The 20,916-nt window shown below is 77.0% G+C and carries 20 protein-coding genes; 12 read left to right on the forward strand and 8 right to left on the reverse strand.

Features of this window, described 5'->3' with window-relative positions; genetic code table 11:
* On the reverse strand, nucleotides 1-1,089 hold a 1,089-nt coding region (locus ABD353_RS22195), incomplete at its 3' end, for a hypothetical protein (RefSeq protein ID WP_344625391.1).
* A 121-nt stretch (nucleotides 1,090-1,210) separates the two neighbouring features.
* On the opposite strand from ABD353_RS22195, the gene ABD353_RS22200 reads away from it, so the two are divergent.
* The 7 genes from ABD353_RS22200 (at nucleotide 1,211) to ABD353_RS22230 (ending at nucleotide 7,506) form a co-directional block, all read left to right on the forward strand.
* Entirely contained in the window at nucleotides 1,211-1,354 is a 144-nt protein-coding gene (locus tag ABD353_RS22200; protein ID WP_344625392.1) for a hypothetical protein, read from the forward strand.
* A 372-nt stretch (nucleotides 1,355-1,726) separates the two neighbouring features.
* Nucleotides 1,727-2,947: a M16 family metallopeptidase gene (locus ABD353_RS22205; RefSeq protein ID WP_344625393.1), complete on the forward strand. Its 1,221-nt coding sequence runs from the start codon at nucleotides 1,727-1,729 to the stop codon at nucleotides 2,945-2,947.
* The gene (locus ABD353_RS22210; RefSeq protein ID WP_344625394.1) at nucleotides 2,944-3,810 is read left to right on the forward strand and encodes a hypothetical protein; all 867 of its coding nucleotides are present in this window, start codon (nucleotides 2,944-2,946) and stop codon (nucleotides 3,808-3,810) included. The genes ABD353_RS22205 and ABD353_RS22210 overlap by 4 nt, the downstream gene beginning before the upstream one ends.
* A gap of 60 nt (nucleotides 3,811-3,870) precedes the next feature.
* On the forward strand, nucleotides 3,871-5,004 hold the full coding sequence (locus ABD353_RS22215) for a nucleotidyltransferase family protein (RefSeq protein WP_344625395.1): 1,134 nt from the start codon (nucleotides 3,871-3,873) through the stop codon (nucleotides 5,002-5,004).
* A 3-nt stretch (nucleotides 5,005-5,007) separates the two neighbouring features.
* Nucleotides 5,008-5,949 carry an ABC transporter ATP-binding protein gene (locus ABD353_RS22220; RefSeq protein WP_344625396.1) on the forward strand — a complete coding sequence of 314 codons (942 nt, stop codon included), beginning with the start codon at nucleotides 5,008-5,010 and terminating at the stop codon, nucleotides 5,947-5,949.
* Nucleotides 5,946-6,701 carry an ABC transporter permease gene (locus ABD353_RS22225; RefSeq protein ID WP_344625397.1) on the forward strand — a complete coding sequence of 252 codons (756 nt, stop codon included), beginning with the start codon at nucleotides 5,946-5,948 and terminating at the stop codon, nucleotides 6,699-6,701. Before ABD353_RS22220 ends, ABD353_RS22225 begins: the two co-directional genes overlap by 4 nt.
* A complete protein-coding gene (locus ABD353_RS22230; protein ID WP_344625398.1) occupies nucleotides 6,694-7,506 on the forward strand; it encodes a hypothetical protein in 813 nt (270 codons plus the stop codon). Before ABD353_RS22225 ends, ABD353_RS22230 begins: the two co-directional genes overlap by 8 nt.
* Nucleotides 7,507-7,536: 30 nt before the next feature.
* Here ABD353_RS22230 and ABD353_RS22235 read toward each other — a convergent pair whose 3' ends face one another.
* Nucleotides 7,537-9,369 carry a serine/threonine-protein kinase gene (locus ABD353_RS22235; RefSeq protein ID WP_344625399.1) on the reverse strand — a complete coding sequence of 611 codons (1,833 nt, stop codon included), beginning with the start codon at nucleotides 9,367-9,369 and terminating at the stop codon, nucleotides 7,537-7,539.
* Between the two features lie 187 nt (nucleotides 9,370-9,556).
* Nucleotides 9,557-10,369 (reverse strand): 8-oxoguanine DNA glycosylase OGG fold protein, encoded by an 813-nt coding sequence (locus ABD353_RS22240; protein ID WP_344625400.1) that lies wholly within the window; start codon nucleotides 10,367-10,369, stop codon nucleotides 9,557-9,559.
* Nucleotides 10,370-10,572: 203 nt separating this feature from the next.
* On the opposite strand from ABD353_RS22240, the gene ABD353_RS22245 reads away from it, so the two are divergent.
* The 4 genes from ABD353_RS22245 (at nucleotide 10,573) to ABD353_RS22260 (ending at nucleotide 14,357) form a co-directional block, all read left to right on the forward strand.
* Nucleotides 10,573-11,442: a GNAT family N-acetyltransferase gene (locus ABD353_RS22245; protein WP_344625401.1), complete on the forward strand. Its 870-nt coding sequence runs from the start codon at nucleotides 10,573-10,575 to the stop codon at nucleotides 11,440-11,442.
* A gap of 122 nt (nucleotides 11,443-11,564) precedes the next feature.
* Complete coding sequence (locus ABD353_RS22250; protein ID WP_344625402.1) at nucleotides 11,565-12,143, forward strand: DM13 domain-containing protein; 579 nt, start codon at nucleotides 11,565-11,567, stop codon at nucleotides 12,141-12,143.
* Between the two features lie 164 nt (nucleotides 12,144-12,307).
* Nucleotides 12,308-13,579, forward strand: coding sequence for an ArgE/DapE family deacylase (locus tag ABD353_RS22255; RefSeq protein ID WP_344625403.1), 1,272 nt, complete (start codon nucleotides 12,308-12,310; stop codon nucleotides 13,577-13,579).
* 76 nt (nucleotides 13,580-13,655) lie between these two features.
* Nucleotides 13,656-14,357: an SDR family oxidoreductase gene (locus ABD353_RS22260; protein ID WP_344625404.1), complete on the forward strand. Its 702-nt coding sequence runs from the start codon at nucleotides 13,656-13,658 to the stop codon at nucleotides 14,355-14,357.
* A gap of 25 nt (nucleotides 14,358-14,382) precedes the next feature.
* Here the strand turns inward: ABD353_RS22260 and ABD353_RS22265 are convergent, their stop codons facing one another.
* The 4 genes from ABD353_RS22265 to ABD353_RS22280 all read right to left on the reverse strand — a co-directional run bounded on the left by ABD353_RS22265 (nucleotide 14,383) and on the right by ABD353_RS22280 (nucleotide 18,515).
* Nucleotides 14,383-15,804, reverse strand: coding sequence for a vWA domain-containing protein (locus tag ABD353_RS22265; RefSeq protein WP_344625405.1), 1,422 nt, complete (start codon nucleotides 15,802-15,804; stop codon nucleotides 14,383-14,385).
* Nucleotides 15,801-16,688 carry an AAA family ATPase gene (locus tag ABD353_RS22270; RefSeq protein ID WP_344625406.1) on the reverse strand — a complete coding sequence of 296 codons (888 nt, stop codon included), beginning with the start codon at nucleotides 16,686-16,688 and terminating at the stop codon, nucleotides 15,801-15,803. Before ABD353_RS22270 ends, ABD353_RS22265 begins: the two co-directional genes overlap by 4 nt.
* Nucleotides 16,689-16,781: 93 nt before the next feature.
* Complete coding sequence (locus ABD353_RS22275; protein ID WP_344625407.1) at nucleotides 16,782-17,351, reverse strand: TetR/AcrR family transcriptional regulator; 570 nt, start codon at nucleotides 17,349-17,351, stop codon at nucleotides 16,782-16,784.
* 63 nt (nucleotides 17,352-17,414) lie between these two features.
* Nucleotides 17,415-18,515: a DUF5937 family protein gene (locus ABD353_RS22280; protein ID WP_344625408.1), complete on the reverse strand. Its 1,101-nt coding sequence runs from the start codon at nucleotides 18,513-18,515 to the stop codon at nucleotides 17,415-17,417.
* Nucleotides 18,516-18,616: 101 nt separating this feature from the next.
* On the opposite strand from ABD353_RS22280, the gene ABD353_RS22285 reads away from it, so the two are divergent.
* Nucleotides 18,617-19,879 (forward strand): MFS transporter, encoded by a 1,263-nt coding sequence (locus tag ABD353_RS22285; RefSeq protein WP_344625409.1) that lies wholly within the window; start codon nucleotides 18,617-18,619, stop codon nucleotides 19,877-19,879.
* Between the two features lie 172 nt (nucleotides 19,880-20,051).
* Here the strand turns inward: ABD353_RS22285 and ABD353_RS22290 are convergent, their stop codons facing one another.
* The gene (locus tag ABD353_RS22290; RefSeq protein WP_344625410.1) at nucleotides 20,052-20,909 is read right to left on the reverse strand and encodes a hypothetical protein; all 858 of its coding nucleotides are present in this window, start codon (nucleotides 20,907-20,909) and stop codon (nucleotides 20,052-20,054) included.
* Nucleotides 20,910-20,916: the final 7 nt, after the last annotated feature.

The following is a 20,916-nucleotide window of genomic DNA, read 5'->3' on the forward strand; positions in this document are numbered from 1 at the left end:
ACGGCCACCGCGTGGGCGATCCGGCACTGCGGGCCGTGCCAGCAGGGGCGGGATGGGGGCCGGGGCCGGGGCCGGGGCCGGGGCCGGGCGGGCGGCGTGCCGGGCCGGGGCGCGGGTGCCGGCCGCGGGTGCGTCCGTGCTGCCGGGTCCGGCGTCGGCCGGGATGCGGAGCTCCGGGTCACCGACGCAGAGGTAGGAGGCGAGCCCCTCCCCGGCGAGCAGGTTGATCCGCAGTGCGACCTCGCCGAGCGGGGCGCCGGTGTCGAGCAGCCGCTCGACGGCGGCGCCCAGTTGCGGGGTGCCGTGGTTGATCCGGGTGGAGGCGACGAAGCCGGCCACGTGCGGGCCGTCCAGCAGCCGCCGGGCCAGCTGGAAGCGCGGGCCCAGCAGTCCGCCGGCGGGCTGCCAGGCGGAGCAGGAGAGCAGCACCAGCAGCCGGGTGCGGACGGCCCCGGCGCCGTGGAAGGCGCGGAAGCCGGTCTTGTGCTCCAGCCGGCAGGGGCCGCCGCCCTGGCAGGGCAGGTACTGCTCGCCGGGGCGGCCGGGTGCCGGGCGGAGCGGGTCGACCTGGAGGCAGAGCACGTGCCGGCCGACCCGGAAGTCCGCGCCGTTGCCGTGGCCGTGCAGGACGACGGCCTCCGCGCCCTCGGCGAGCCGGGCGACGAACGCGTCCGAGTCCGCGGAGCCGTAGGAGTGCCGCGGGCCGGGAACGGCCTCCCGGCGGAAGTCGCAGTAGTGCAGGGTGCGGTGGGGGTGCCGCGGCGCGGCCCCGGCGGCCCGTGCGGACCGGTCGAGCAGGCGGGCGGCGGCCGCGGGGTCGGGCGGCAGCGGCAGGACGCCGAGCCGGACGGCGTGGGCGCGCGCGGTCTCGGCGAGCTCGCCGGTGAGGCCGAGGTCGAGCTCGGCCTCGGGCGCCAGCACGAAGGCCGGGGCGCCGGCGGCGGCCGCGACGGCCTCGACGAGCTCCTGCCGGGAGGCTGTCGGCCGGAAGGGCCGGCCGAGCGCGGCCGCGTGCGCGCGGGCCGGCCCGGCGGCCCCGGCGTGGCCGAGGACGAGCCCCGGGGTGGTTGCCCCCGTTGATATTGACACAGTCACAGTCAAATTGACTATCACAGTCATGTTGTTCTGTCAGTATCGGTCCTGAGGCGCACCCGATCGGGTGCGCCGACGGCGCCCTCCGATGCTCGCGAGGGCTTGCGCAAGGAGAGTCATGGCAGGGGAAGTGCAGGGATCCGGGCCGGCCGAGGCTGTCGACGCGTCGGTCGAGGTTGACGAAACCGCAGCTCAGGAGTGTTTCGAGCAGCTGGCGGCAGTGAAGGACTCCATCCTTGAGGGTGTCATCACGCCCTGGTAGGGCGGGCTGCGGCCATCGCCTTGACTCAGTTTATTGACTCCTGAGTGATGGTCATGGTTATGTTCTCTCGCCGCCGCAGGAAAGCGCGGCGGAACGGGAGATCCCCCGGATGTCCCGACAACCGTCCCGTGTGGAGAGGAGGAAAACACCATGGTTCGCAACCACAAGGTCGGCCTGCGTCCGCGTCTGGACAAGGTCAACGTCCGCGCCGGCAAGTAATGCCGTCGCCGGCCGGGGTGACCCGGGCGGCTGTGCGCCCGGGTCACGCCGGCCCGCCCCCCCCCCCCCCCCCCCCCCCCCGCCCCCCCCGCCCCGCACCGCCACCGGCGGCGCCGCGGTGCGCGGCGCCCCACGCCCACGACGGGATGCACCGTGATCGAAACCCCCTGGACCGGCGGCGTCCCCGTCCTGGTCGAGCACCAGCCGCACCTGCGCACCACCAGCCTCGCCGTCGCGCTCGGCCACGGCGCCCGGCACGACCCCGCGGCCGCCTCCGGCACCGCGCACCTCCTCGAACACCTGGTGATGTCCGTCCCGCTCGCGGACGGCGTCCCGCTGTGCGAGCACATCGAACGTCTCGGCGGCACCTGCAACGCCGCGACCGGCCCGGACTCCCTGGTGATCCACGCCCAGGTGCTCGACCAGGACGCCGAGCGCGTCGCCGAACTGGTCTGCCGGGCCCTGCTGCGCCCCGAACTCACCGGGGCCGCCCTCGACGCCGAACGCCGGGTCGTCCTCCAGGAACTGGCCGCCGCCGCGGCCGACCCCGCCGACACCGTCCAGGACGCCTTCCTGGCGCGGCTGTTCGAGGGCCACCCGCTCGCCTCGCCGGTCGGCGGCCGCCCCGAGACGGTCGAGCGGATCGGCACCGAGGACCTCCGCGCCGCGCACCGCACCGCGCTCGCCACCGCGCCGCTCGCCGTCGCCGTGGTCGGCGGCCTGCCCGCCGGCCGGATCGCCGCCGCGCTGGAGGCCGGCGGCCTGCCCGAGCTCAAGGCCGTCGCCCCGTCCGGCCCGGACGGACCCGGCCGCCCCGGACCGGTCCGCCCCGGCGGGGTCGACGCCTGGCCCGACGACTTCTGCTGGCTGCTCGCCGGCGGCCGCGCCCCGCACGCCACCGACCCCCGCCGGCACGCCCACACCGTCCTCGCCCACCTGCTGGGCGCCAGCCCGGCCTCTCTGCTGTACGCGCGGCTGCGCAACGAGGACGGCCTCGCCTACTCCTTCCGTTCCTGGTCGCGCAGCTACCGCGACACCGGGGCCTGGCGGATGCTCGCCGGCGCCGAACCCGGGAACGCCCCGAAGGTGCTCGACGCGTTCCGCGAGGTCCTCGCGCAGACCGCGGACGGCCGGGCCGGGCAGGAGGCCGTCGAGGCCGCCGTCCACCAGGCCGTGGTGGAGACGGTGCTCACCGCCGAGTCCCCGCTGGACCGCGCCGTCACCCTCGCCGAGCGCCGTGCCCTCACCGGGACGGACCTCGACCCGGACGAGGAGATCGCCGCCCTGCGCGGGGTGACCGGGGCCCAGGTCGCCGCCGCCGCACGGGAGCTGGCCGACGGGCTGGTCGTCGTCGTCCGCCCGGAGGCGGCGTGAACACCGCCGCCGGCCCGACCGCCGCCGAACCGGCCGCGCCCGGCCGGGACCCGTTCGCCGTCGGCCCCGCCTACCTGGCGGCCGCGGAGGACGCCGGCCTGCTGCACCGCCTCGACGGCCTGCCGGTGGTCGCCGGACCGTACACCGACCCGCTCACCGGCGAGACGCAGTGCCTGGTCGAACACGCCGACCCGGCCCTGCTCGCCGACCCCGGCCGCCTGCTCGCCGAGCTGTTCGCCCGCCACCCCGACTGCACCGCCGCCGTGCTGCGCACCCCCGCCGGCACGCCCGCCGACCAGCGGCTGCAGCCGCTGATCAGCTACCTCCACCTCACCCCGGACGCCGCCGCGACCGCGGGCCGGGCCGCCGCCCCCGCCGTACGGATCACCGAGGACGACGGGCAGCACCGGGACCTCGTCCGCGGCTGGCTGGCGACCGCGGTCTCCGGAGCCCAGGCCGACCTCGGGACGGAGGTCGCCGAGGAGGCCGTCCGCGAGGCGGTCGAGGAGATCCTGCACGCACCCGCCCGGCGGACCTGGCTGGCCTGGGTCGACGGTCACGACCGCCCGATCGGCCACGCCACCGCCGTCACCGACGCCTACGACGACGCCGGCGGCACCCCGTTCGTCGACCTGGTGGACATCCTGATCGAGGACCCCGCGCACATCCCGGCCGCCCAGCCCGCCCTGGTGGCCGTCGCCGCCGCGGAGGCCGCCCGGCGCGGACTGCCGCTGGTCGGACACGTCTGCCACCACCGCACCGGACCCGGCCTGCCCCCCGACCCCGGCGCCGCCGTGGTGTCCGCCCTGCGCCGCCACGGCTGGCAGGAGTCCTACGGCTACCGCCGCGCCGACCGCCCTTGAGGTACTGGGGGCAGCCGCGCCCCTGAGTGGTCCCCCTGCCGACCGCCCCCTGGAGACGTCATGTCCGCAGACCCGCAGTCCGACTTCCCGCTCACGCTGTCGTTGCTCCACGAGCTGCTCGGCACCGACCCCGGGGACGGGGTCCGGCCGCTGCTCGCCGCCTCCCGGCAGGTCCGCGGTGTGCTCGCCCCGCTCGTCCTCTCGCTCGCGGCGCGCGAGGGCGTCCCGATGGGCACCGGTTCGCGCGGCGAACTCGACCGGATGCTCCGCCGCGCCGCGCACTACCGCGAACTCGCCGCGCTCGTCGGCACGGTGGAGGGCCTGCGGGTGATGAAGGGCCCGTCGCTGGCCCGGTACTACCCGGACGGGCTGCTCCGGCCGCCGGGCGACCTCGACCTGGTCGTCCCCGACGAGGCGGCGCTCTGGCAGGCCGTCGCCCTGCTCGGCGGCCGGCAGTCCTTCGAGGGCGCCGTCTACACCGAACTCCGCCAGGACGCCGTCGACCACCGCTTCGTCGGCCTGTGGTGGTACGGCGAGGACCCGTTGCTGGACCACGAGGCCGAGGTGGAGGTGGCCACCTTCGCCTTCGCCGGCGAGCCCGGCACCGTCCCGGTACGGGCCGCACTACCCGCCGACCAGGTGCACGCCGACCTGCTCGCGCTCGCCGAGGAACGGTTCCAACGCCCTTTCACCGTGCGGGACTCCATCGACCTGGCGGTCGTCCTCGGCTCGCCGCTCGCGCCCGCCGCAGGTCCGCTCGCGGACACCGCGGCAGCCCACTGCCTGGCCCCGGAGCTGCTCGAACTCTGCGAGCTCACCGCCGGACGGCCCGGCCTCGGGGAGACCGTCCCGGCGGCGCTGACCGATGCCCTGCGCGAGCCCGCCGCGGCCGAACGGCGCCGCCGGGCCGCCCTTCCGGCACCCGCGGACCTCCCGGAGTCCACCGGGGGAGCCGAGGACCGGCTCGCCGCCGGCCGCACCATCCACGGCCTGCAGTTGACCGCGCTGCGCGACGGCGTCCCCCGCGCCGCCGTGCACCACCGCTTCGACGGCGGGCTGATCTCGCGGACCCCGGTCGCGGACTTCCTGATGGTGACGGGCGAACTCGTCGACCCCGCCTGTCACGCCCGGGCGCTCGACGAACTCGACCGGCTCGACCCCTGGCCGGTCGCGGCCGGCACCGGGGGGTGGTGAACCGTGGCCGTCGTGGAGACCGACCGGCTCGGCCGGACGTTCACGGCCCGGCGCGGACGCCGGGTCACCGCCCTCGAAGGTGTCACCCTCGCCGTCGAGCGCGGCCAGGTGCTCGGCCTGCTCGGGCCGAACGGGGCCGGCAAGACCACCCTGTCGCGGATCCTCACCACCCTGCTGCTGCCGACCTCCGGCACGGCCCGGGTGGCCGGCCACGACGTCGTCCGCCGGCCCCGCGAGGTGCGCCGCCGGATCGGCCTGGTGCTCGGCGGGGACCGCGGCCTGTACGGCAGGCTGACGGCACGTCAGAACCTGTCGTACTGGGCGGCGCTGCAGGGACTGGACGCGCGTGCCGCCGAACGGCGCACCGGCGAACTCCTGGAACGGCTCGGGCTGGCCGCCCGCGCCGGCGACCGGGTGGAGACCTTCTCCCGCGGGATGGTGCAGCGCGTCCACCTCGCCCGGGCGCTGCTCGGAGACCCCGAGGTGCTGATCATGGACGAGCCGACCAACGGCATGGACCCGCACTCGGCGGCCGGCTTCCGCACCCTCGTCCGCGAACTGCGGGACGCCGGGACGACCGTCCTGCTCACCACGCACGACATGCACGAGGCGCAGGCGCTCTGCTCCCACCTCGCGCTGATCGACCACGGCACGATCCTCCGGCAGGGTGCGGCCGACACCCTGCTCGCCGAGGTCTCCGCCCGGCGCACCGTCACCGCGACCGGCGTCCCGCCGCGCGCCGCCGAGGCCCTCGCGGGGCTGCCCGGCACCGAGGTGGAGCGCGGGCCGGGCGGCGCGGTCACCGTCCGCCCGGACGGCGCCGAGGCGCTCACCCGGGTGCTCGCGGTGCTCGTCGAGGCCCGCGCCGAGGAGATCTCGGTCGCCGCGCCCGGCCTCACCGAGGTGTACCGATCCGTCATCGAGGACCGGGAGTTCGTCGTTTGATCGCCGCCGCCCGGATGCAGGCCGTCCTGATCGTCCGCTCGCCGGACCTGCTCGCCACGCTCGCCGTCATCCCGCTGTACTCCCTGGTGTTCTTCTCCGCGCTCGTGCACCACCACCGGGAGTCGGCGGCCACCACCGTGGCCCTGACCGCCTTCCTGATGAGCCTGTGGTCGCACGCCGTCTTCGTCGCGGCCGAGACGGTCGACACCGACCGCCGCGAGGGCACCCTGGAGCCCTCGCTGCTCACCCCCGGCCGCTACCTCGCGGCGCTGGCCGTCCGGGTCGGCACCACCACCGCGCTCGGGCTGCCCGTGCTCGCCGAGGTGCTGCTGATCGGACGGTTCGGGTTCGGCCTGCCCGTCCGGATCGCCGAGCCCGGGCTGTGCCTGCTGGTGGCCGTGCTGACCGCGCTCGGGGTGGCCGCGACGGCCCTGCTGATCAGCGGTGTGATGATCCTCGTCCGAGGGGCCCGGGCCCTGCAGAACGCGCTCACCTACCCGTTCTACCTGCTGGCCGGGCTGATCGTGCCGATCGGCGTGCTGCCGGGGCCGGTCCGGGCCGTCGCCCGGTGCTTCTTCCTCGCCCACGGCGCCCAGCTGCTGCGCGACGCCGCGGCCGGCACCGCGCAGGCCGCCGGCCCGCGGGTCGCCCTGCTCGCCGCCCTCGTCGCCGTGCACCTGCTGCTCGGACTGCTCGTGCTGCGCAGGGTCCTGGCGTCCGTCCGCTCCGGAGAGGTGGCCCTCCATGCCTGAGCGCCGCAGTACCACCGTCGCCCTGTCGACCGCACTGCGGCAGTTCGGACACGGGCTGCTCAGCAGTCACCAGGACTACCGGGCCATGTTCACCTGGCGTTCCTGGGCGGGCGGTTGGCTCGTCCGGCTGCTCTGCCAGGTGCTGTTCTTCGCGACCCTCGGCACCCTGCTGGGCTCCGCGCAGGCCACCGGCGAGATCGCCTTCGGCAACGCGGCCGCCCTCGGGCCGCTCGCCGCGCTCGGCGTGGTCTCCTCGACCGTCGGCGAACGGCGCTCCGGCACCCTGGAGTTCCTGCTCGTCACCCGGGCGAACCCCTTCCTGGTGCTGGCCTCCCGCGGCCTGCACTGGGTGCTGGACGGCATGCTCACCTCGTCCGTCGCCCTCGCCGTCGTGCCGCTGCTGCTGCCGGTGCCGCTGCACCTGCCCGCGCTGCCCGCCGTCGTCGCCGTCAACCTGCTGGTCTCCCTCAGCAGTTACTGCCTGGCGCTGACGCTCGCCGGGATCTCGCTGCGCCACCCCGAGTCCCGGATGTACCTCACCGCCGGGACGACCATCGGCTACCTGCTGCTCTGCGGCATCACCACACCCGTGCCGCAGGACGGCCTGCCCGCCCGGCTGGCGGCCGTCCTGCCGATCACGCACGGGCTCGCGCTGATGCGCCGCCTCGCCGAGGGCGCCCCGTTCTCCTTCGGGCCGCTGCTCGCCGAGGCGGGCGTCGCCCTGCTCTGGGGCGTCGCCGCGCACCTCACCCTCGGCCTCGCGCTGCGCCGGGCCGTCCGCACCGGCAGCCTGGTGCTGCACTGAGGGCGGTCGGCGTCCCGGCGCCGGGCGGTCTCAGCCGCAGTGCACGGCGCGATTGCCGAGCGAGCGGGTGGTGGCGGTCTGCCCGGCCCAGGTGATGCTGCCGGAGCCGTTGATGCAGGTCTTCACCGCGGCCACCCGCACCGGACCGGCGAACTTGGCGAAGCTGCCCTGGTCCGTGGCGGTGGTGCCGGCGACCTTGCTGCAGCTCGCCGCCGCCGCGGTCTGGGAGCACCGGCTGATGCTCGCGCTCACCGCGGAGGCCGTGCCGTAGCCGCTGTTGACCGTCTTGATGGTGGCGGCGCAGTTCTTGCCGCTCGCGGAGTCGAACCAGATGTAGAAGTAGCCGAACACCACGCCCGACGCGGTGGTCACCGGGTAGCTGCCGACCAGGCCGCCGCTGCAGCCGTACGTGCCGGCCGAGGTCGCCGGGGACGGCGGCACCTTGGTCGGTCCGGCGGTGGTGGGCGTCCCCGGGGTGGCGGGGGCGGTGCCCGGGGCGGGCGTCGTACCGGGCTGTCCGCCGTCGGCCGGTCCGCCGCCCGTGGTGGCGGGCGCACCGGGCGTGGCACCCCCCGGGGTGCCGGGGGCGCCGCTCGTGCCCGCCGCGGAGGCCGTCGCCGCGGCCGAACCGGACGGCGCCCCCGCCGACGGACCCGCGCCGGTGGCGTCCTCCGCGGGGGTCTCCCCGGTGGTACCGGCGCCGCCGTCGGCCGGCGGGGCCGCGCTCGACGTACCGGCCACCCTGGACCCGCCGTCCTGTGCGCCGCCCTGCGCGCTCACCGCCCAGGTGATCCCCGAGACCAGCGCCAGGGCCAGCGCGGCACTGCCCGCCACCAGCCCGGCCCGGCGGCCTGCGGAGCCCTGCCACCAGGAGGCCCGGTGCTCGTCCTCCCAGGGTTCGAACTCGGGCACCGCCGGTGCGGGCGGCGGCGGGGCGGCGGAGAACGAGGCCGCGGCCGGGAAGCCCGCGGCGGACGCGGCGGGCGCGTGGGACCGGGGGGCGGCGGCGTCCGCCGGGCCGCTGCCCGCGGCCGCGAGCTCCGGCGCCAGCGCGTCGAGCCGGTCGAGCACCTCGTCGGCGTCCGCCGGACGCTCCTCCGGTGCCTTGGCCAGCAGCGCCAGCACCAGGTCGTCGAGCCCGGCCGGGACACCCGGCCGGCGGGCGCTCGGCGGCGCCGGGGCCTCCCGCAGGTGCGCGCCGAACTGCACGGTCGGCTCGCGGTGCCCGAACGGCGTCGTGCCGGTGAGCAGTTGGTACAGCAGGCAGCCCACCGCGTAGAGGTCGCTGCGCGCGTCGACCTGCTCCGCGCCGCGCACCAGCTCGGGGGACATCCACGGCACGCCGGCCAGCGCCCCCGCCAGCCCGCCGCCCGGCTGCCCGGCCGCCGGGGCGTCGGCCACCAGGCCCGGCAGCTTGACCGTGCCGTCCGCGGTGAGCAGCAGGCGGGCCGGCCGGAGGTCCCGGTGCACCGCGCCCGCCGCGTGCGAGGCGGCCAGACCGGCGCAGATCTGGCGGGTCCACTCGGCGGCGCGGCCGGTGCCGGGCGGGCCGGCGGCGGCGAGGGCGGCCTCCAGGCTGCGGCCGGCGACCTGCTCCAGGACGGCGTACACCGTGCCGCTCGCCGGGTCGGTGCCCGCGTCCAGCACCGTCACCAGGTGCGGGTGCCCGGGCCGTTCGGCCGCGGCGCGGGCCGCCTCCGCGAGCCGCTCGGCCTCCTCCGGCGCGGTGCCCGGCCCGGCCAGGACGGCCGCCTCCACCGGCACGCCGAGCTGCCGGTCGTACGCCCGCCAGTGCTCGCCCGCCCCCGTGGGGCCGAGCCGCTCCAGCAGTTCGTAGCGCTCGCCCAGCAGCTGTCCCTGCACGCCAACGTCCCTTCGTCCCGGGTCGACCGGCCGTCCGGCGGGTCGGACGGCCGGTCAAGAACCTAGCGCCACGCGGGTTCCGGGACGCACCCGGTGCCCCCTCCGGACGCAGGTCGGCGGACACCGGTGGAGGAGCTGCACGCACGGTGTGAACGCCGGGTCCGCGGCCCGGGCGGGGGACGACCTGTCAGACGCCCCTGAACAGCGCGAGTTCGAGGAGGTCCGGACGGCCGGCCGGCCACGCCGGGCAGGCGGCGGCCAGCTGCGCGGCGGCGGCGTGCATCCACTCCAGGTAGACGCGGTAGCGGTGCGGCGTCCACCCGCCGGTGGACCAGGTCCACCGGGCGACGGCCGCCGCCCTCGATACCGCGGCGGCCAGGCCGACCGGCACCGCCAGGGCACGCAGGGCGGCCGCCACCCGGGAGTCGAGGATCAGCGGCAGCGGCCCCGGGACGGCGTCCGCCCGGGCGAGGCCCGCGAAATGGAGGAACTTGGTGAAGAATGCGGGCCCCAGCCCCGGGACGGCGCCGTCCAGCCTCCGGTAGGCCGCGACCGCGCCCTCGGAGGTCAGCGCCTGCACGGCCCCGGCCAGCGCCGCGCCCGTTCCCGGGTGCACGAGGATCCCGGCGAGCACGGCCGGTCCGCGCCAGGGTCGCTTGCCGCGGCCCCAGACGTACGGCACGACCAGCGCCTCCTCCCACCGTTCGCCGTCCAGCGCCGACCCGACGGCCTCCCGGACCTGCGCGCGGCTCACCGGTACGGCGGTCGTCGAGCCCCTGGACCCGAGCACCTCCGGCCACGGTCCGATGCCCGCCCAGTGCGCGGGCACGCAGTCGACGCCGTGCACCCCGCTGCCCGCCGCCCCCGCGAAGGCGGCGCCGTCGCCCGCCGCCCAGGCACCCAGCCGGGCCCTGGCGTCGGCGGGCAGCAGCGCCTGCCGCATCGCCGCGTCCAGCCGGTCCGCCGCCGCCTGTTTCGAACCGCCCGCGCCCTTGTGCATGGCCGGAGCCTAGGCGGGCAGGTGCCGGGGTGCGGTGGGCTTCGGGTAATCCGTTGCCGTGGATGCGGGGGTGGCGGAGACTGACGCGGTGCCGGGCCGGGACCGGAGGACTGCTGCGCGGGAGTGTGGGGCCGATGACGGGTGTGGTGCCTGGATTGCCGGCGGGGTACCGGGGGCGGGCGGCGTGCGCCGAGGACGTGCCGGTGATCCACGGGCTGGTGGCGGCGTGCGAGACCGAGCTGTACGGGCAGGTGGAGACCGACCCGGGCGGGATCGCGGCCGATCTGGCCCGCCCGGGCATGGAGTTGGGCGCGGACACGCTGCTGGTGCACGACGCGCAGGGGCGGCCGGCGGCACGGGCCTGGGTCGACCGGCGGTCGGAGGTGGACGTGCACCCGGAGCACCGGGGCAGGGGCCTCGGCGCCGCCCTGCTGGACTGGGCGGAGGCACGCGCCCGGCAGGCGGGGACCGAGCGGATCGTGCAGACCGTCCCGGACTCCGACGCGGGGGCCGTGGCCCTGGTCCGCTCCCGCGGCTACGGGCCGCTGGTGCGGGCCTGGCTGATGGAGATCGCGATGCCCCGGGAGCCGGCGCTGCCGCAGGCCCCGCAGGGCGTCACCGTCCGGCCGTTCCGTGCGGGCGACGGGCCGGCGGTGCACCGGCTGACCGAGGACGCCTTCGCCGAGTGGCAGCCGCGCCGCAAGGCGTACGAGGAGTGGGCGCAGCACACCGTGGAGCGGCCGACGTTCGCCGCGCAGATGTCCTCGCTGGCCTTCGTGGACGGGCAGGTCGTCGGCGCCGTCCTCGCGCTGGACCTCCCCGACACCGAGGACGGGTACGTCGAGCGGGTCGCGGTCGCCCACGACCACCGCAACCGCGGGATCGCGCGGCTGCTGCTGCGGCACTCCTTCCTGGCCTTCCACCGGGCCGGCCGGCGTTCCTGCACGCTGTGGACGCATTCGGGCACCGGCGCGCTCGGCCTGTACGAGCGGGTGGGCATGACGGTGCGGCGCAGTGCGACGACCTTCGTGAAGGACCTGTCGGAGGGCGCCGAGGGCCCGCCGCCGGCCTGAACCGGGCTGCGGGGCCGGGCAGGTTACGGGGTTCTTACCGCCGGGCCGCGGACGTGGCGCGGGCCGGCGGCCGCGCGGTACCCATGAGGTCTGCCACCGTCCGACGCACCCCGGGGGAGACCGTGAAGTTCCGTGCACCGCTGCGCCGCAGGCCCGCCCGGCGGGTGACCGTTCCGCTCGCCGTGCTGGTGCTGCTCGTCGGCGGGTTCGGGCTGTACCTGTTCGCGCCGTGGAAGGCGTTCACCAGCACCTCGGTGGACGAGGCGCTGCCGTCCGCGTCCGCGTCCGCGTCCGTGTCCGCGGGCCCGGCCGTGTCGGCCGCCGCGACGACCGCCGCGGCGACCGCCCCGGCGGCCCCGGTGGACCTGGCGCGGGGCGGGTTCGTCGCCGGGGAGCACCCCACCACCGGCACCGCCCGGCTGGTGCGGCTGGCCGACGGCACGGTGGTGCTGCGGCTGGAGGACCTGCGGACCTCGGACGGCCCGGACGTCCGGGTGTACCTGTCGGCGCTGCCCGCCGCCGAGTCGCGGCTGGACTCGCTCGGCGAGGGCGCGGTCGAACTGGACCGGCTCAAGGGCAACCTCGGCAACCAGAACTACACCGTGCCGCCCGGCACCGACCTGGAGCGGGTCCGCAGCGCGGTGATCTGGTGCCACCGCTTCTCGGTCGGCTTCGGCGCCGCCGACCTCGCCCGGGTCTGAGCCCGCCCGACCCGGGCGGCGGCGCAGGTCCGGTGGGGCGGCCGGCGGCCGGCGGCCCGTGACCCGGGCGGGGCACTCTGACAGGCTGGGCGGGCGACCCACCGGCCCGCCCTCCGGCCGGCCCGCTCCGGCGGCCGGGCGGGCCCCGACCGGAAGGCCCGCCCGTGACCGCAGACCTCACCGCCCGGGAGGCCGCCGCGCTGGCGGCCGTCGACGAGGCGGCCGTCGCCCGGACGCTGCTCGACCTGATCGCGATCCCCAGCGTGACCGGCAGCGCCGCCGAGTCGGAGATCCAGCACCACCTGGCCGGCCTGCTCGACGGGCTCGGCCTGGAGACCGACCTGTGGTCGATGGACCTGCCCGCGCTGCGGGCGCACCCGGACTTCCCCGGCACGGAGGCGCCGCGCGAGGAGGCCTGGGGGCTGGTGGCGGGCACCGGCGGGGACGACGGCCCGACGATGGTGCTGCAGGGGCACGTGGACGTGGTGCCGCCGGGCGACGCCGCCCAGTGGGTCGGCGACCCGTTCGTGCCCCGGGTGGCCGGGGACGTGGTGCACGGCCGCGGCGCCTGCGACATGAAGGCCGGCCTGGCGGCGCACCTCGCCGCACTGGCCGCGATCCGGGCGAGCGGCGCCCGGCTGCGCGGGCGGGTGGCGGTGCACTTCGTGGTCGGCGAGGAGGACGGCGGCCTCGGGGCGTTCGGCACCCTGCGGCGCGGGTACACCGGCGACGCCTGCCTGATCACCGAGCCGACCGGCGGCACCCTGGTGACGGCGAACGCCGGTGCGCTGACCTTCCGGATCGAGGTGCACGGCCGGGCCGCGCACGCCAGCACCCGGAACGAGGGCGCCAGCGCGATCGACGCCTACCTGCCGGTCCACGCCGCACTGGCCCGGCTGGAGGCCGCCCGCAACACCGCTCCGGACCCGCTGATGGCGGAGTACCCGATCCCGTACGCGCTCTCGGTGGGCAAGGTCCGGGCGGGGGACTGGGCGAGCAGCGTGCCGGACCGGCTGGTCGCCGAGGGCCGGCTCGGGGTGCGGCTGGGGGAGGACCCGGCGGCGGCGATGGCGGACCTGGAGGAGTGCGTGGCCCGGGCCTGTGCGGCGGACCCGTGGCTGCGGGAGCACCCGGCGTCGGTGACCTGGCCGGGCGGGCTGTTCGCCAGCGGCCGGCTGCCGGCCGGGCATCCGCTGGGCGGTCTCGTCCGGGCGGCGCACGCGGACGCGGTGGGCGGTGCGGCGCTGCGGGAGCGGGGGGCGCCGTACGGCAGCGACCTGCGGCTGTACGCGGCCGCCGGGGTGCCGACGCTGCAGTTCGGGCCGGGGGACGTCCGGGTCGCGCACAGCCCGCGGGAGCAGGTGTCGGTGCGGGAGACGGCGGAGGTCGCGCGGACCCTGGTGCTGGCGGTGCTCCGCTCGGCCGGGGCGGACTGACGCAGCCGCTTGCAGGTGGAAACCGATCGGTTTACCTTGGTGGAAACCGATCGGTTTCCTCTGAGGGGAGATTCCCATGACCGCGATCAAGGGCGCAGCCGTCCTCGTCACCGGCGGCAGCCGCGGCATCGGCCGGGCGCTGGTGGACGCGCTGTACGAACGCGGTGCCGCCAAGGTCTACGCGACCGCACGCGACCCGCGGACGGTCACCCACCCCGAGGCCGTCCCGCTGGCGCTGGAGGTCACCGACCCGGCCTCGGTCGCGGCGGCCGCCGCCCGCGCCCAGGACGTCACCGTGCTGATCAACAACGCCGGCGCCGCGGTCAACGCGTCCTTCCTGGACTCCCCGGTGGAGGACGTCCGCCGCGAGTTCGAGACCAACTTCTACGGCCCGCTGCTCACCGCCCGCGCCTTCGTCCCGGTGATCGAGCGCAACGGCGGCGGCCACCTCCTCAACGTCCACTCGGTGCTGTCCTGGATCGGCCTGGCCGGCTCGTACAGCGCCTCCAAGGCGGCACTCTGGTCGCAGACCAACTCGCTGCGCCTGGAGTTGAAGCCGCGCGGCATCAACGTGACCGGCCTGCACGTCGGTTACGTCGACACGGACCTGACCTCCGGCATCACCGCCCCCAAGGCGGACCCGGCCGACGTGGCCCGCCGCGCCCTGGACGGCATCGAGTCCGACGCCCACGAGGTGCTCGCCGACGACCTCTCCCGCCAGGTCAAGGCCGGCCTGGCCGGCGACCTCGCCGCCCTCTACCCCCAACTCGCCGCCTGACGAAGACCCGTGGCCGTACGGGGCGTCAGACCGGGAGCAGGCGGGCGACGAGGTCGGTGAGGCGGCGGGCGTTGCGGCAAGGGTGCATCTCGACCGCGGTGGCGTAGGCGGGGGCGGCGGAGTCGCCGGTGCCCCAGAGGGCGGGCTGTTCGGGGTTGAGCCAGATGACCCGGCGGGCGCGGTCGGCGATGCGTTGCAGGGCGGGCAGGTTCGGGTCCCAGCCGTTGGTGCGGGCGTCGCCGAGGACGAGGACGGCGGTGCGCGGGCCGACCGCGTCGAGGTGGCGTTCGGCGAACTCGCCGAGGGCCGCGCCGTAGTCGCTGCTGCCGTGCCAGCCCGCCACCGCCGCCTCGGTGAGGATGCGGCGGCCGAGTTCGGCCGGGTCGGTGTCGGCGGCGACCAGCCGGGTCACCTCGTCGGTGCGGTTGACGAAGGCGAACACCCGGACCCGGGCGAACTGGTCGCGCATCGCCCGCACCAGCAGCATGGTGAACTGCGCGAAGCCCGCGACCGAGCCGGAGACGTCGCAGAGCAGCACGATCTCCGGGCGGGCCGGGCGGCGCTGCCGGTACGCGGGGCGCATCGGCACCCCGCCGGTGGAGAGCGAGCGCCGCAGGGTGCGCCGCAGGTCGATCCGGCCGTGCGCGGCCCGGCGGCGGCGCGCGGCCAGCCGGGTGGCGAGCTTGCGGGCCAGCGGCTGGACGGTGCGCCGCAGTTCGGCGAGCTGTTCGGGCCCGGCGGCGAGGAAGTCGACCCGGTCCGGGGCGGGGGCGACGGCGCGTGCGGCGATCCGCTCGGTGCCGCGCAGTTCGGCGACCCGGCGGCGCGCCTCGGTGCCGACCTGGGCGCGGAACTCCCGGATGCGCCGCCGGACTTCGTCCTCGGCGAGCCGGTCGCCGAGCCCTCCGTCGTCCGGGCCGGCCGGCCCGGCGCGCAGCGCGGCGAGCACCCGGGCGAGCAGGGTCTCCGGCTGGAGGAGGCCGAGGGTCTGGTAGGCGGACCAGCCGTCCGTGCCGGGCGATGTGCCGTAGCGGCCGAGCGCCTCGACCGCCTCGCCGGCGATCCGGGCGCCCGCCGCCCGGTCGCCCGCGGCCAGCGCCTCCGCGAGCCGGTCGCGCAGTTCGGCGACGGCGGCGGGCCGGTCCACGGGCTGGTCCGGCGGCTGTCCGGCGCCGTGCGGGGTGCCGACGCCGAGCGGGAAGAAGAGGTCGAAGACGGCGTCGAACACGGCCCGTTGGCCTCCGGCGCGCAGCAGGACCGCGGCCAGGCCCTCCCGGGCCTGCTCCCGGTCGGCGAGTCCGAGCACGGCCAGGGCGGCCGCCGCGTCGGCGGTCTCGCCGGGGCCGATCCGCAGACCGTGGCCGCGCAGTGCCTGGACGAGGCCGGTGAGCCGGGCCGCGAGGTCGGGCGGGTCCGCGGGGGTGGCCGGGGCCTGCGGGCCGGTCACGCGGGTGCCAGCTTCGCGGCGGCCTTGAGCAGGTCGTCCTGGTGCTTGAGGACCACGCCGAGGGTGTCGCGGAGGACGGCGCCGTCGAGCGTCCCCGCGCCGAGGGCGAGCAGGGTCCGCGCCCAGTCGATGGTCTCGGCGACGGAGGGCGCCTTGCGCAGTTCCATGCCGCGCAGGGCGGTGACCACGGTGACGAGCGACTCGGCGAGCACGGCGTCCAGGCCGGGCACCTTGAGGCGGACGATCCGCTGCTCCAACTCGGCGTCGGGGAAGTCCAGGTGGAGGAAGAGGCAGCGGCGGCGGAGGGCTTCGGAGAGTTCCCGGCTGGCGTTGGAGGTGAGCACGACGAAGGGGCGGCGGGCCGCCCGGATGGTGCCGAGTTCGGGCACGGTGATCTGGAAGTCGCTGAGCACCTCCAGCAGCAGTCCCTCCACCTCGACGTCGGCCTTGTCGGTCTCGTCGATGAGCAGCACCGTGGGCTCCTCGCCGCGGATCGCGGTGAGCAGCGGCCGGCTGAGCAGGAACTCCTCGCCGAAGACGTCGGTGCGGGCCTCGTCCCAGTTCTCGTCGCGGCCGGCGGTGATCCGCAGCAGCTGTTTGGCGTGGTTCCACTCGTAGAGCGCGCGGGCCTCGTCGATGCCCTCGTAGCACTGCAGCCGGACGAGCCGGGCGGCGCCGAGCCGGGCGACGGCCTTGGCGAGTTCGGTCTTGCCGGTGCCCGCCGGGCCCTCGACGAGCAGCGGTTTGCCGAGCCGGTCGGCGAGGAACACGGTGGTGGCGACGGCGGTCGAGGCGAGGTAGCCGACCTCGGCGAGCCGGGCCGCGACCTCGTCGACCGAGTCGAAGAAGCCCGTTCCGACCGGGGTTCCGTCCGTGCCGTGCATGCTCGACTCCCTTGGGTGCCAGACCGTGCAGGGCATGTTACCCGTGAGTACCCTCCGGTGGAACGGTCTTCGCGGGCCGGCTGCGGCCGGGGTTCAGTGCACCCCGGCCGCGTCCAGCAGGGCGGTCGCCGTCGGCACCACCAGCCCCGCCAGCGACTCCCCGGCCGCCCCGGCCCGGGCGCTCGCGCCGTCGAAGACCAGCGTCAACTGCCGGGCCACCAGCGCGGGATCGGCGGCCCCGCCACGCTCGGCCTCGGCCCGGAAGAAGTCGGTCAGCGCCTGCTTGACCCGGGCGGCGACCGCGCTCGCCGGGTGCGCCCCGTCCTTCAGCTCGACCTGCACCGCCAGGAACGGGCAGCCGCGGTAGTCCTCCGCCCGGGAGAGCTCCTCCAGTCGCTCGAAGACGTGCAGCACCCGGGCCCGGGGCGGGCGCGGGTCGTCCGCCGCGGGCAGCAGCAGCGCCGCGTACCCGGGCGCGCGCCGCTCCAGGGCGGCCGCCATCACCTCGTCCTTGCTGTCGAACAGCTGGTACATGGACCGCTTGGACACCCCCGCCGCCTTGCACAGTGCGTCGATCCCGGTGCCGACGCCCTCCCGGTAGAAGAGCTCGGTCGCGGCGTCGAGCAGCCGGTCGCGCGGGGAGGGCTTCACCTGGGTGTCCATGCCGCCGAGGCTACCGCCCGCGCCGCCGCGAGGAAACCGATCGGTGTACGATCCCGGCCGGGCTCAGCGCAGCACGGCCTCCAGCAGGTCGCCGCCGAGCCGGGCGCTGGTGGCGAGGTCCAGCTCGTACAGCACGTAGCGGCCGCGGCGGCGGGTGGTCAGCAGCCCGGCCCTGCGCAGCACCGCGAGGTGGCGGGAGACCTCGGGGGCGGTGAGCTGCCAGGCGTCGGCGAGCTCGCCCGTGGTGTGCGGGCCGCGCGCGATCGTCCGGGCGAGCCGCAGCCGGACGGGGTGGGCCAGCGCCTCCAGCCGCTGCTGGACGAGCGCCAGCGACACCGGGTCGGTGCCGCCAGCCTCGGCGATCGGGTACTGCAGCACCGGACGCCACCCGGCCGCGTACACCACCGGCAGGTGCGGCCGCCCGAAGGCGCTCGGGATGAACGTCACCCCGCCCGCCGCGACCGCACTGGCCGTGTTGTCCTGCAGCTTGTCGACGACGATCCGCCGCCGCCCCGGCTCCGCCTCGTCCAGCACGATCACCGGGGAGACCGCGGCCAGCGCCTCCGCCGGGCCGCGCCGGGCCAGCAGGTCGGCCTTCTGCCGGGCGTCCGCGGCCAGCGAGGGCAGCACCCGGCGCCAGGCGTCCGCGAAGAACGCCCGCTCGCAGTCCTCCAGCAGCCGGCGCACGGCCGCCCGGGCGGCCGGCGGATCGGCGCGCAGCCGGTCGGCGAAGGCCGCCTGCCGCGGCCCCCGGGCCGCCGCCAGGTCCCGCGCCCGCTCGGCCGCCGCAGGATCGGTCAGCGGCGAACCCGCCGGCCGGTACGACAGCCGGGACGAACCGCAGGTGGTGACCAGCGCCGCCGCGGTGTACAGCTCGTCCTCCAGCCGGTCCACCGCGTCCAGCTCCTCCGCCAGCGTGGCACCCGGCAGGGCCGGGAAGAGGAAGTCGGCCCGCGAGGACCGCCACAGGAAGTCCGCCTCCAGCAGCCGGTCCGCCAGGCCCGCGGGCAGCGCACCGGTGGTGGCCGCCGCCCAGCCGTGCAGCTCCGGATGGTGCGCCGGCTCCGCGAGGACGTGCAGCATCGCGTTCAGCTCCGCCAGCGGGGACGGCGCGAACAGCAGCGCCTCGGCAGGCAGGCCGGTGACGTCGACGGTCAGACTCATGCCGGCGATCCTGCCATCCCGTCCCCACCCGCCCGCCGACGGTTGACGGGGACCGTCAATCCGCGTGCCACCGCCCCGCTCGGCGGCGCAGCGTGGCCGCCATGACCCTCCTCGACCGCCCCGTTTGCCCCGCCGCGACGGCTGACGCCCCGACCGCCTCCCCGGCCGCCGAACTCCCCGGCACCGCCCGCCTGCTGAGCATCGCCGGTGGCCGCCGCTACGGCCTCGCCGTCCTCGTCGACGCACTCGGCGCGGGCCTGCTCCGCCCCTTCCTGCTGCTGTACGGCGTCGGGGTGATCGGCCTCGGCGTCGGCACCGCCGGACTCGCCCTCTCCGCCGGCATGCTGGCCGGCCTGGCCGCCGTGCCGCTGACCGGACGCTGGATCGACCGCGGCGCACGGAGCCTGCCGGTGGCCGCGACGCTGCTCGTCCGGGCGGCCGGCGTTGCTGTGCTGCTGGTCGCCTCCGGCGCGGCCGGGTTCACCGCGGCGGCCGTGCTGCTCGGCATCGGCAGCCAGGCCTTTCCGACCGCGCACGCCGCGGTGGTCGCCGCACTCACCGACGGCCGGCTGCGGGACGCCGCCCTCGCCGCCGGACGGGCGCTGCGCAACGCGGGCCTCGGCGTCGGGGCCCTGGCCGCCACCGCGGCGACCGCGGGCGGTACCGGCGCCCTGCGGACCCTCGCCCTGGCCACCGCCCTCGCCTGCCTGCTGGCCGCCGGCCTGGTCTGGTCGCTGCGGCTCACCGTCCCGCCGGCCGCCGCCCGGCAGGACACCCCTGTCGACGGGCCGGCCGCCGAGGGGCGGAGCGGCACCGCCCTGCTGGGCGTGGCCAACCTGCCGTACGCCTTCTGCTTCGACGTGCTCGAAGTCGCCCTGCCCGCCCTGCTGGTGACCACCCTGCACGTCGCACCGGCCTGGTCCTCGGGCATCTTCGTCGGCAACACCGTGCTGGTGATCACCACCCAGCTCGCCGTGGTGCTGTGGATCTCCCGCCGCTCCCGGAGGTCCGTCCTGGCCGCCTCCGGTCTGGTGCTCGCCCTCTCCTACCTGGGCTTCTGGGCGGCCGGTTCGCTCGGCGGCACGGCCGGGGCCGCGGCCGTCGCGGGTGTCTCGGTGCTCTACACCGCCGGCGAGATCCTCTACACCGGCACCGGCACCGCCCTGGTGGTCGCCGCCGCACCGCCCGCCCGCCTCGGCCGGGCCCTCGCCCGCTGGGAGCTCTCCAGCGGCCTCGGCCGCGCCGCCGCCCCCGCCGCCCTGACCGCCCTGCTCGCCGCCGGCCCCCACCTCCTGTGGCCCGTCCTCGCCGCCGCCACCGCCCTCGGCGCCGCCCTCGTCCGCCGCGTCGGCCCCCGGGTGTGAGGGGACACCGCCGCCGAGGTGCCGCCCCCGGGCCGACCTCGGCCGCTATCGTCGGGCGGCGGCCGGTGCCGCGGTCGGGTTCGTCGGCGGCGGGATCGTGGAGGACGTCGTCGAGGACACGGTCGAGGACTTCTTCGACGAGGACTGACATCGGGCCCCGCGGACGGCCCGGCTACAGCGCCGGCACCGGGCGGGGGATCCGGGCCCCGCGGAGCAGTTCGCGGGCACGGCCGGCGCCGATCCGGTTGCGTTCCGCGGCGGCCGCGTCGACCCGGGCGGGCGGGAGGTCCGACGGGATTCCCCGGGGCGCCGGCGCCGCCGTGGGCGGGGCCGCGGGCATGCTGCGCTGCAGACGGGTGCGGAGCAGGGCCTGCGGGGCGTGGATGCGTTCGGGCAGGCCGGCCAGCAGGGTGTGCAGGAGGCGGTGCGGTCGGGCGTCCCGGGTGAGCCAGTCGGCCGCCAGCGGGGCGAGGGCGGCGGCCTCGGCCGTACTCAGGCGCAACCGTGGGTCGTGCCGGGCGAGTTCGAGGAGCAGGCGGGCCTCGGGCCCGCAGGCCCCCTCGGGTGGTGGAGTGTTCTCCGCAGTCTTGGAATCGGGTGAAGTGCCGACCTGCCGACCCTTCGACCGGCCGAGTGCCGGGATTCGACGCGCAGGAGACGCCGGGGTGTCTGCGGCTGCCGCGGTGCGGTCGTTCGCTGCGGCGCCCTCCCAGGCGGCGGCGATCTCCTCGGCGGTGCGGAGCGGGACGGAGGTGACCATGACGTCCGTCGTCCAGGTGCCCTTGGTGGGGTGCTGGCGGCGGCGGACGTGCAGGTAGCCCTCGTCGATCAGCTGGTTGCGGGCGCGGGAGACCGCCATGCGCCCCTCGGCCATCCGGTGACCGATCGTCAGGACGGTCTCCCGGGTGCCGGGCGGCAGGGAGAGCGCCCACAGCAGCAGGGACTTGGCGGTGGCCCGCAGACGCGGGTGCCGGACGATCTCGTGTGGTGCCCGGACATACCGGTCGGGCGCGATAAAGTGGACGTGCATGTGGAGT

Source organism: Kitasatospora arboriphila (assembly GCF_039528095.1).
Taxonomy (GTDB): domain Bacteria; phylum Actinomycetota; class Actinomycetes; order Streptomycetales; family Streptomycetaceae; genus Kitasatospora; species Kitasatospora arboriphila.

What these genes read in the sequence shown, in the direction of transcription:
- ABD353_RS22200 (WP_344625392.1), top strand. Translation starts at nt 1,211, where the DNA reads ATGGCAGGGGAAGTGCAGGGATCCGGGCCGGCCGAGGCTGTCGACGCG.
- ABD353_RS22215 (WP_344625395.1), top strand. Translation starts at nt 3,871, where the DNA reads ATGTCCGCAGACCCGCAGTCCGACTTCCCGCTCACGCTGTCGTTGCTC.
- ABD353_RS22230 (WP_344625398.1), top strand. Translation starts at nt 6,694, where the DNA reads ATGCCTGAGCGCCGCAGTACCACCGTCGCCCTGTCGACCGCACTGCGG.
- ABD353_RS22240 (WP_344625400.1), bottom strand. Translation starts at nt 10,369, where the DNA reads ATGCACAAGGGCGCGGGCGGTTCGAAACAGGCGGCGGCGGACCGGCTG.
- ABD353_RS22260 (WP_344625404.1), top strand. Translation starts at nt 13,656, where the DNA reads ATGACCGCGATCAAGGGCGCAGCCGTCCTCGTCACCGGCGGCAGCCGC.
- ABD353_RS22270 (WP_344625406.1), bottom strand. Translation starts at nt 16,688, where the DNA reads ATGCACGGCACGGACGGAACCCCGGTCGGAACGGGCTTCTTCGACTCG.
- ABD353_RS22275 (WP_344625407.1), bottom strand. Translation starts at nt 17,351, where the DNA reads ATGGACACCCAGGTGAAGCCCTCCCCGCGCGACCGGCTGCTCGACGCC.
- ABD353_RS22280 (WP_344625408.1), bottom strand. Translation starts at nt 18,515, where the DNA reads ATGAGTCTGACCGTCGACGTCACCGGCCTGCCTGCCGAGGCGCTGCTG.
- ABD353_RS22285 (WP_344625409.1), top strand. Translation starts at nt 18,617, where the DNA reads ATGACCCTCCTCGACCGCCCCGTTTGCCCCGCCGCGACGGCTGACGCC.
- ABD353_RS22290 (WP_344625410.1), bottom strand. Translation starts at nt 20,909, where the DNA reads ATGCACGTCCACTTTATCGCGCCCGACCGGTATGTCCGGGCACCACAC.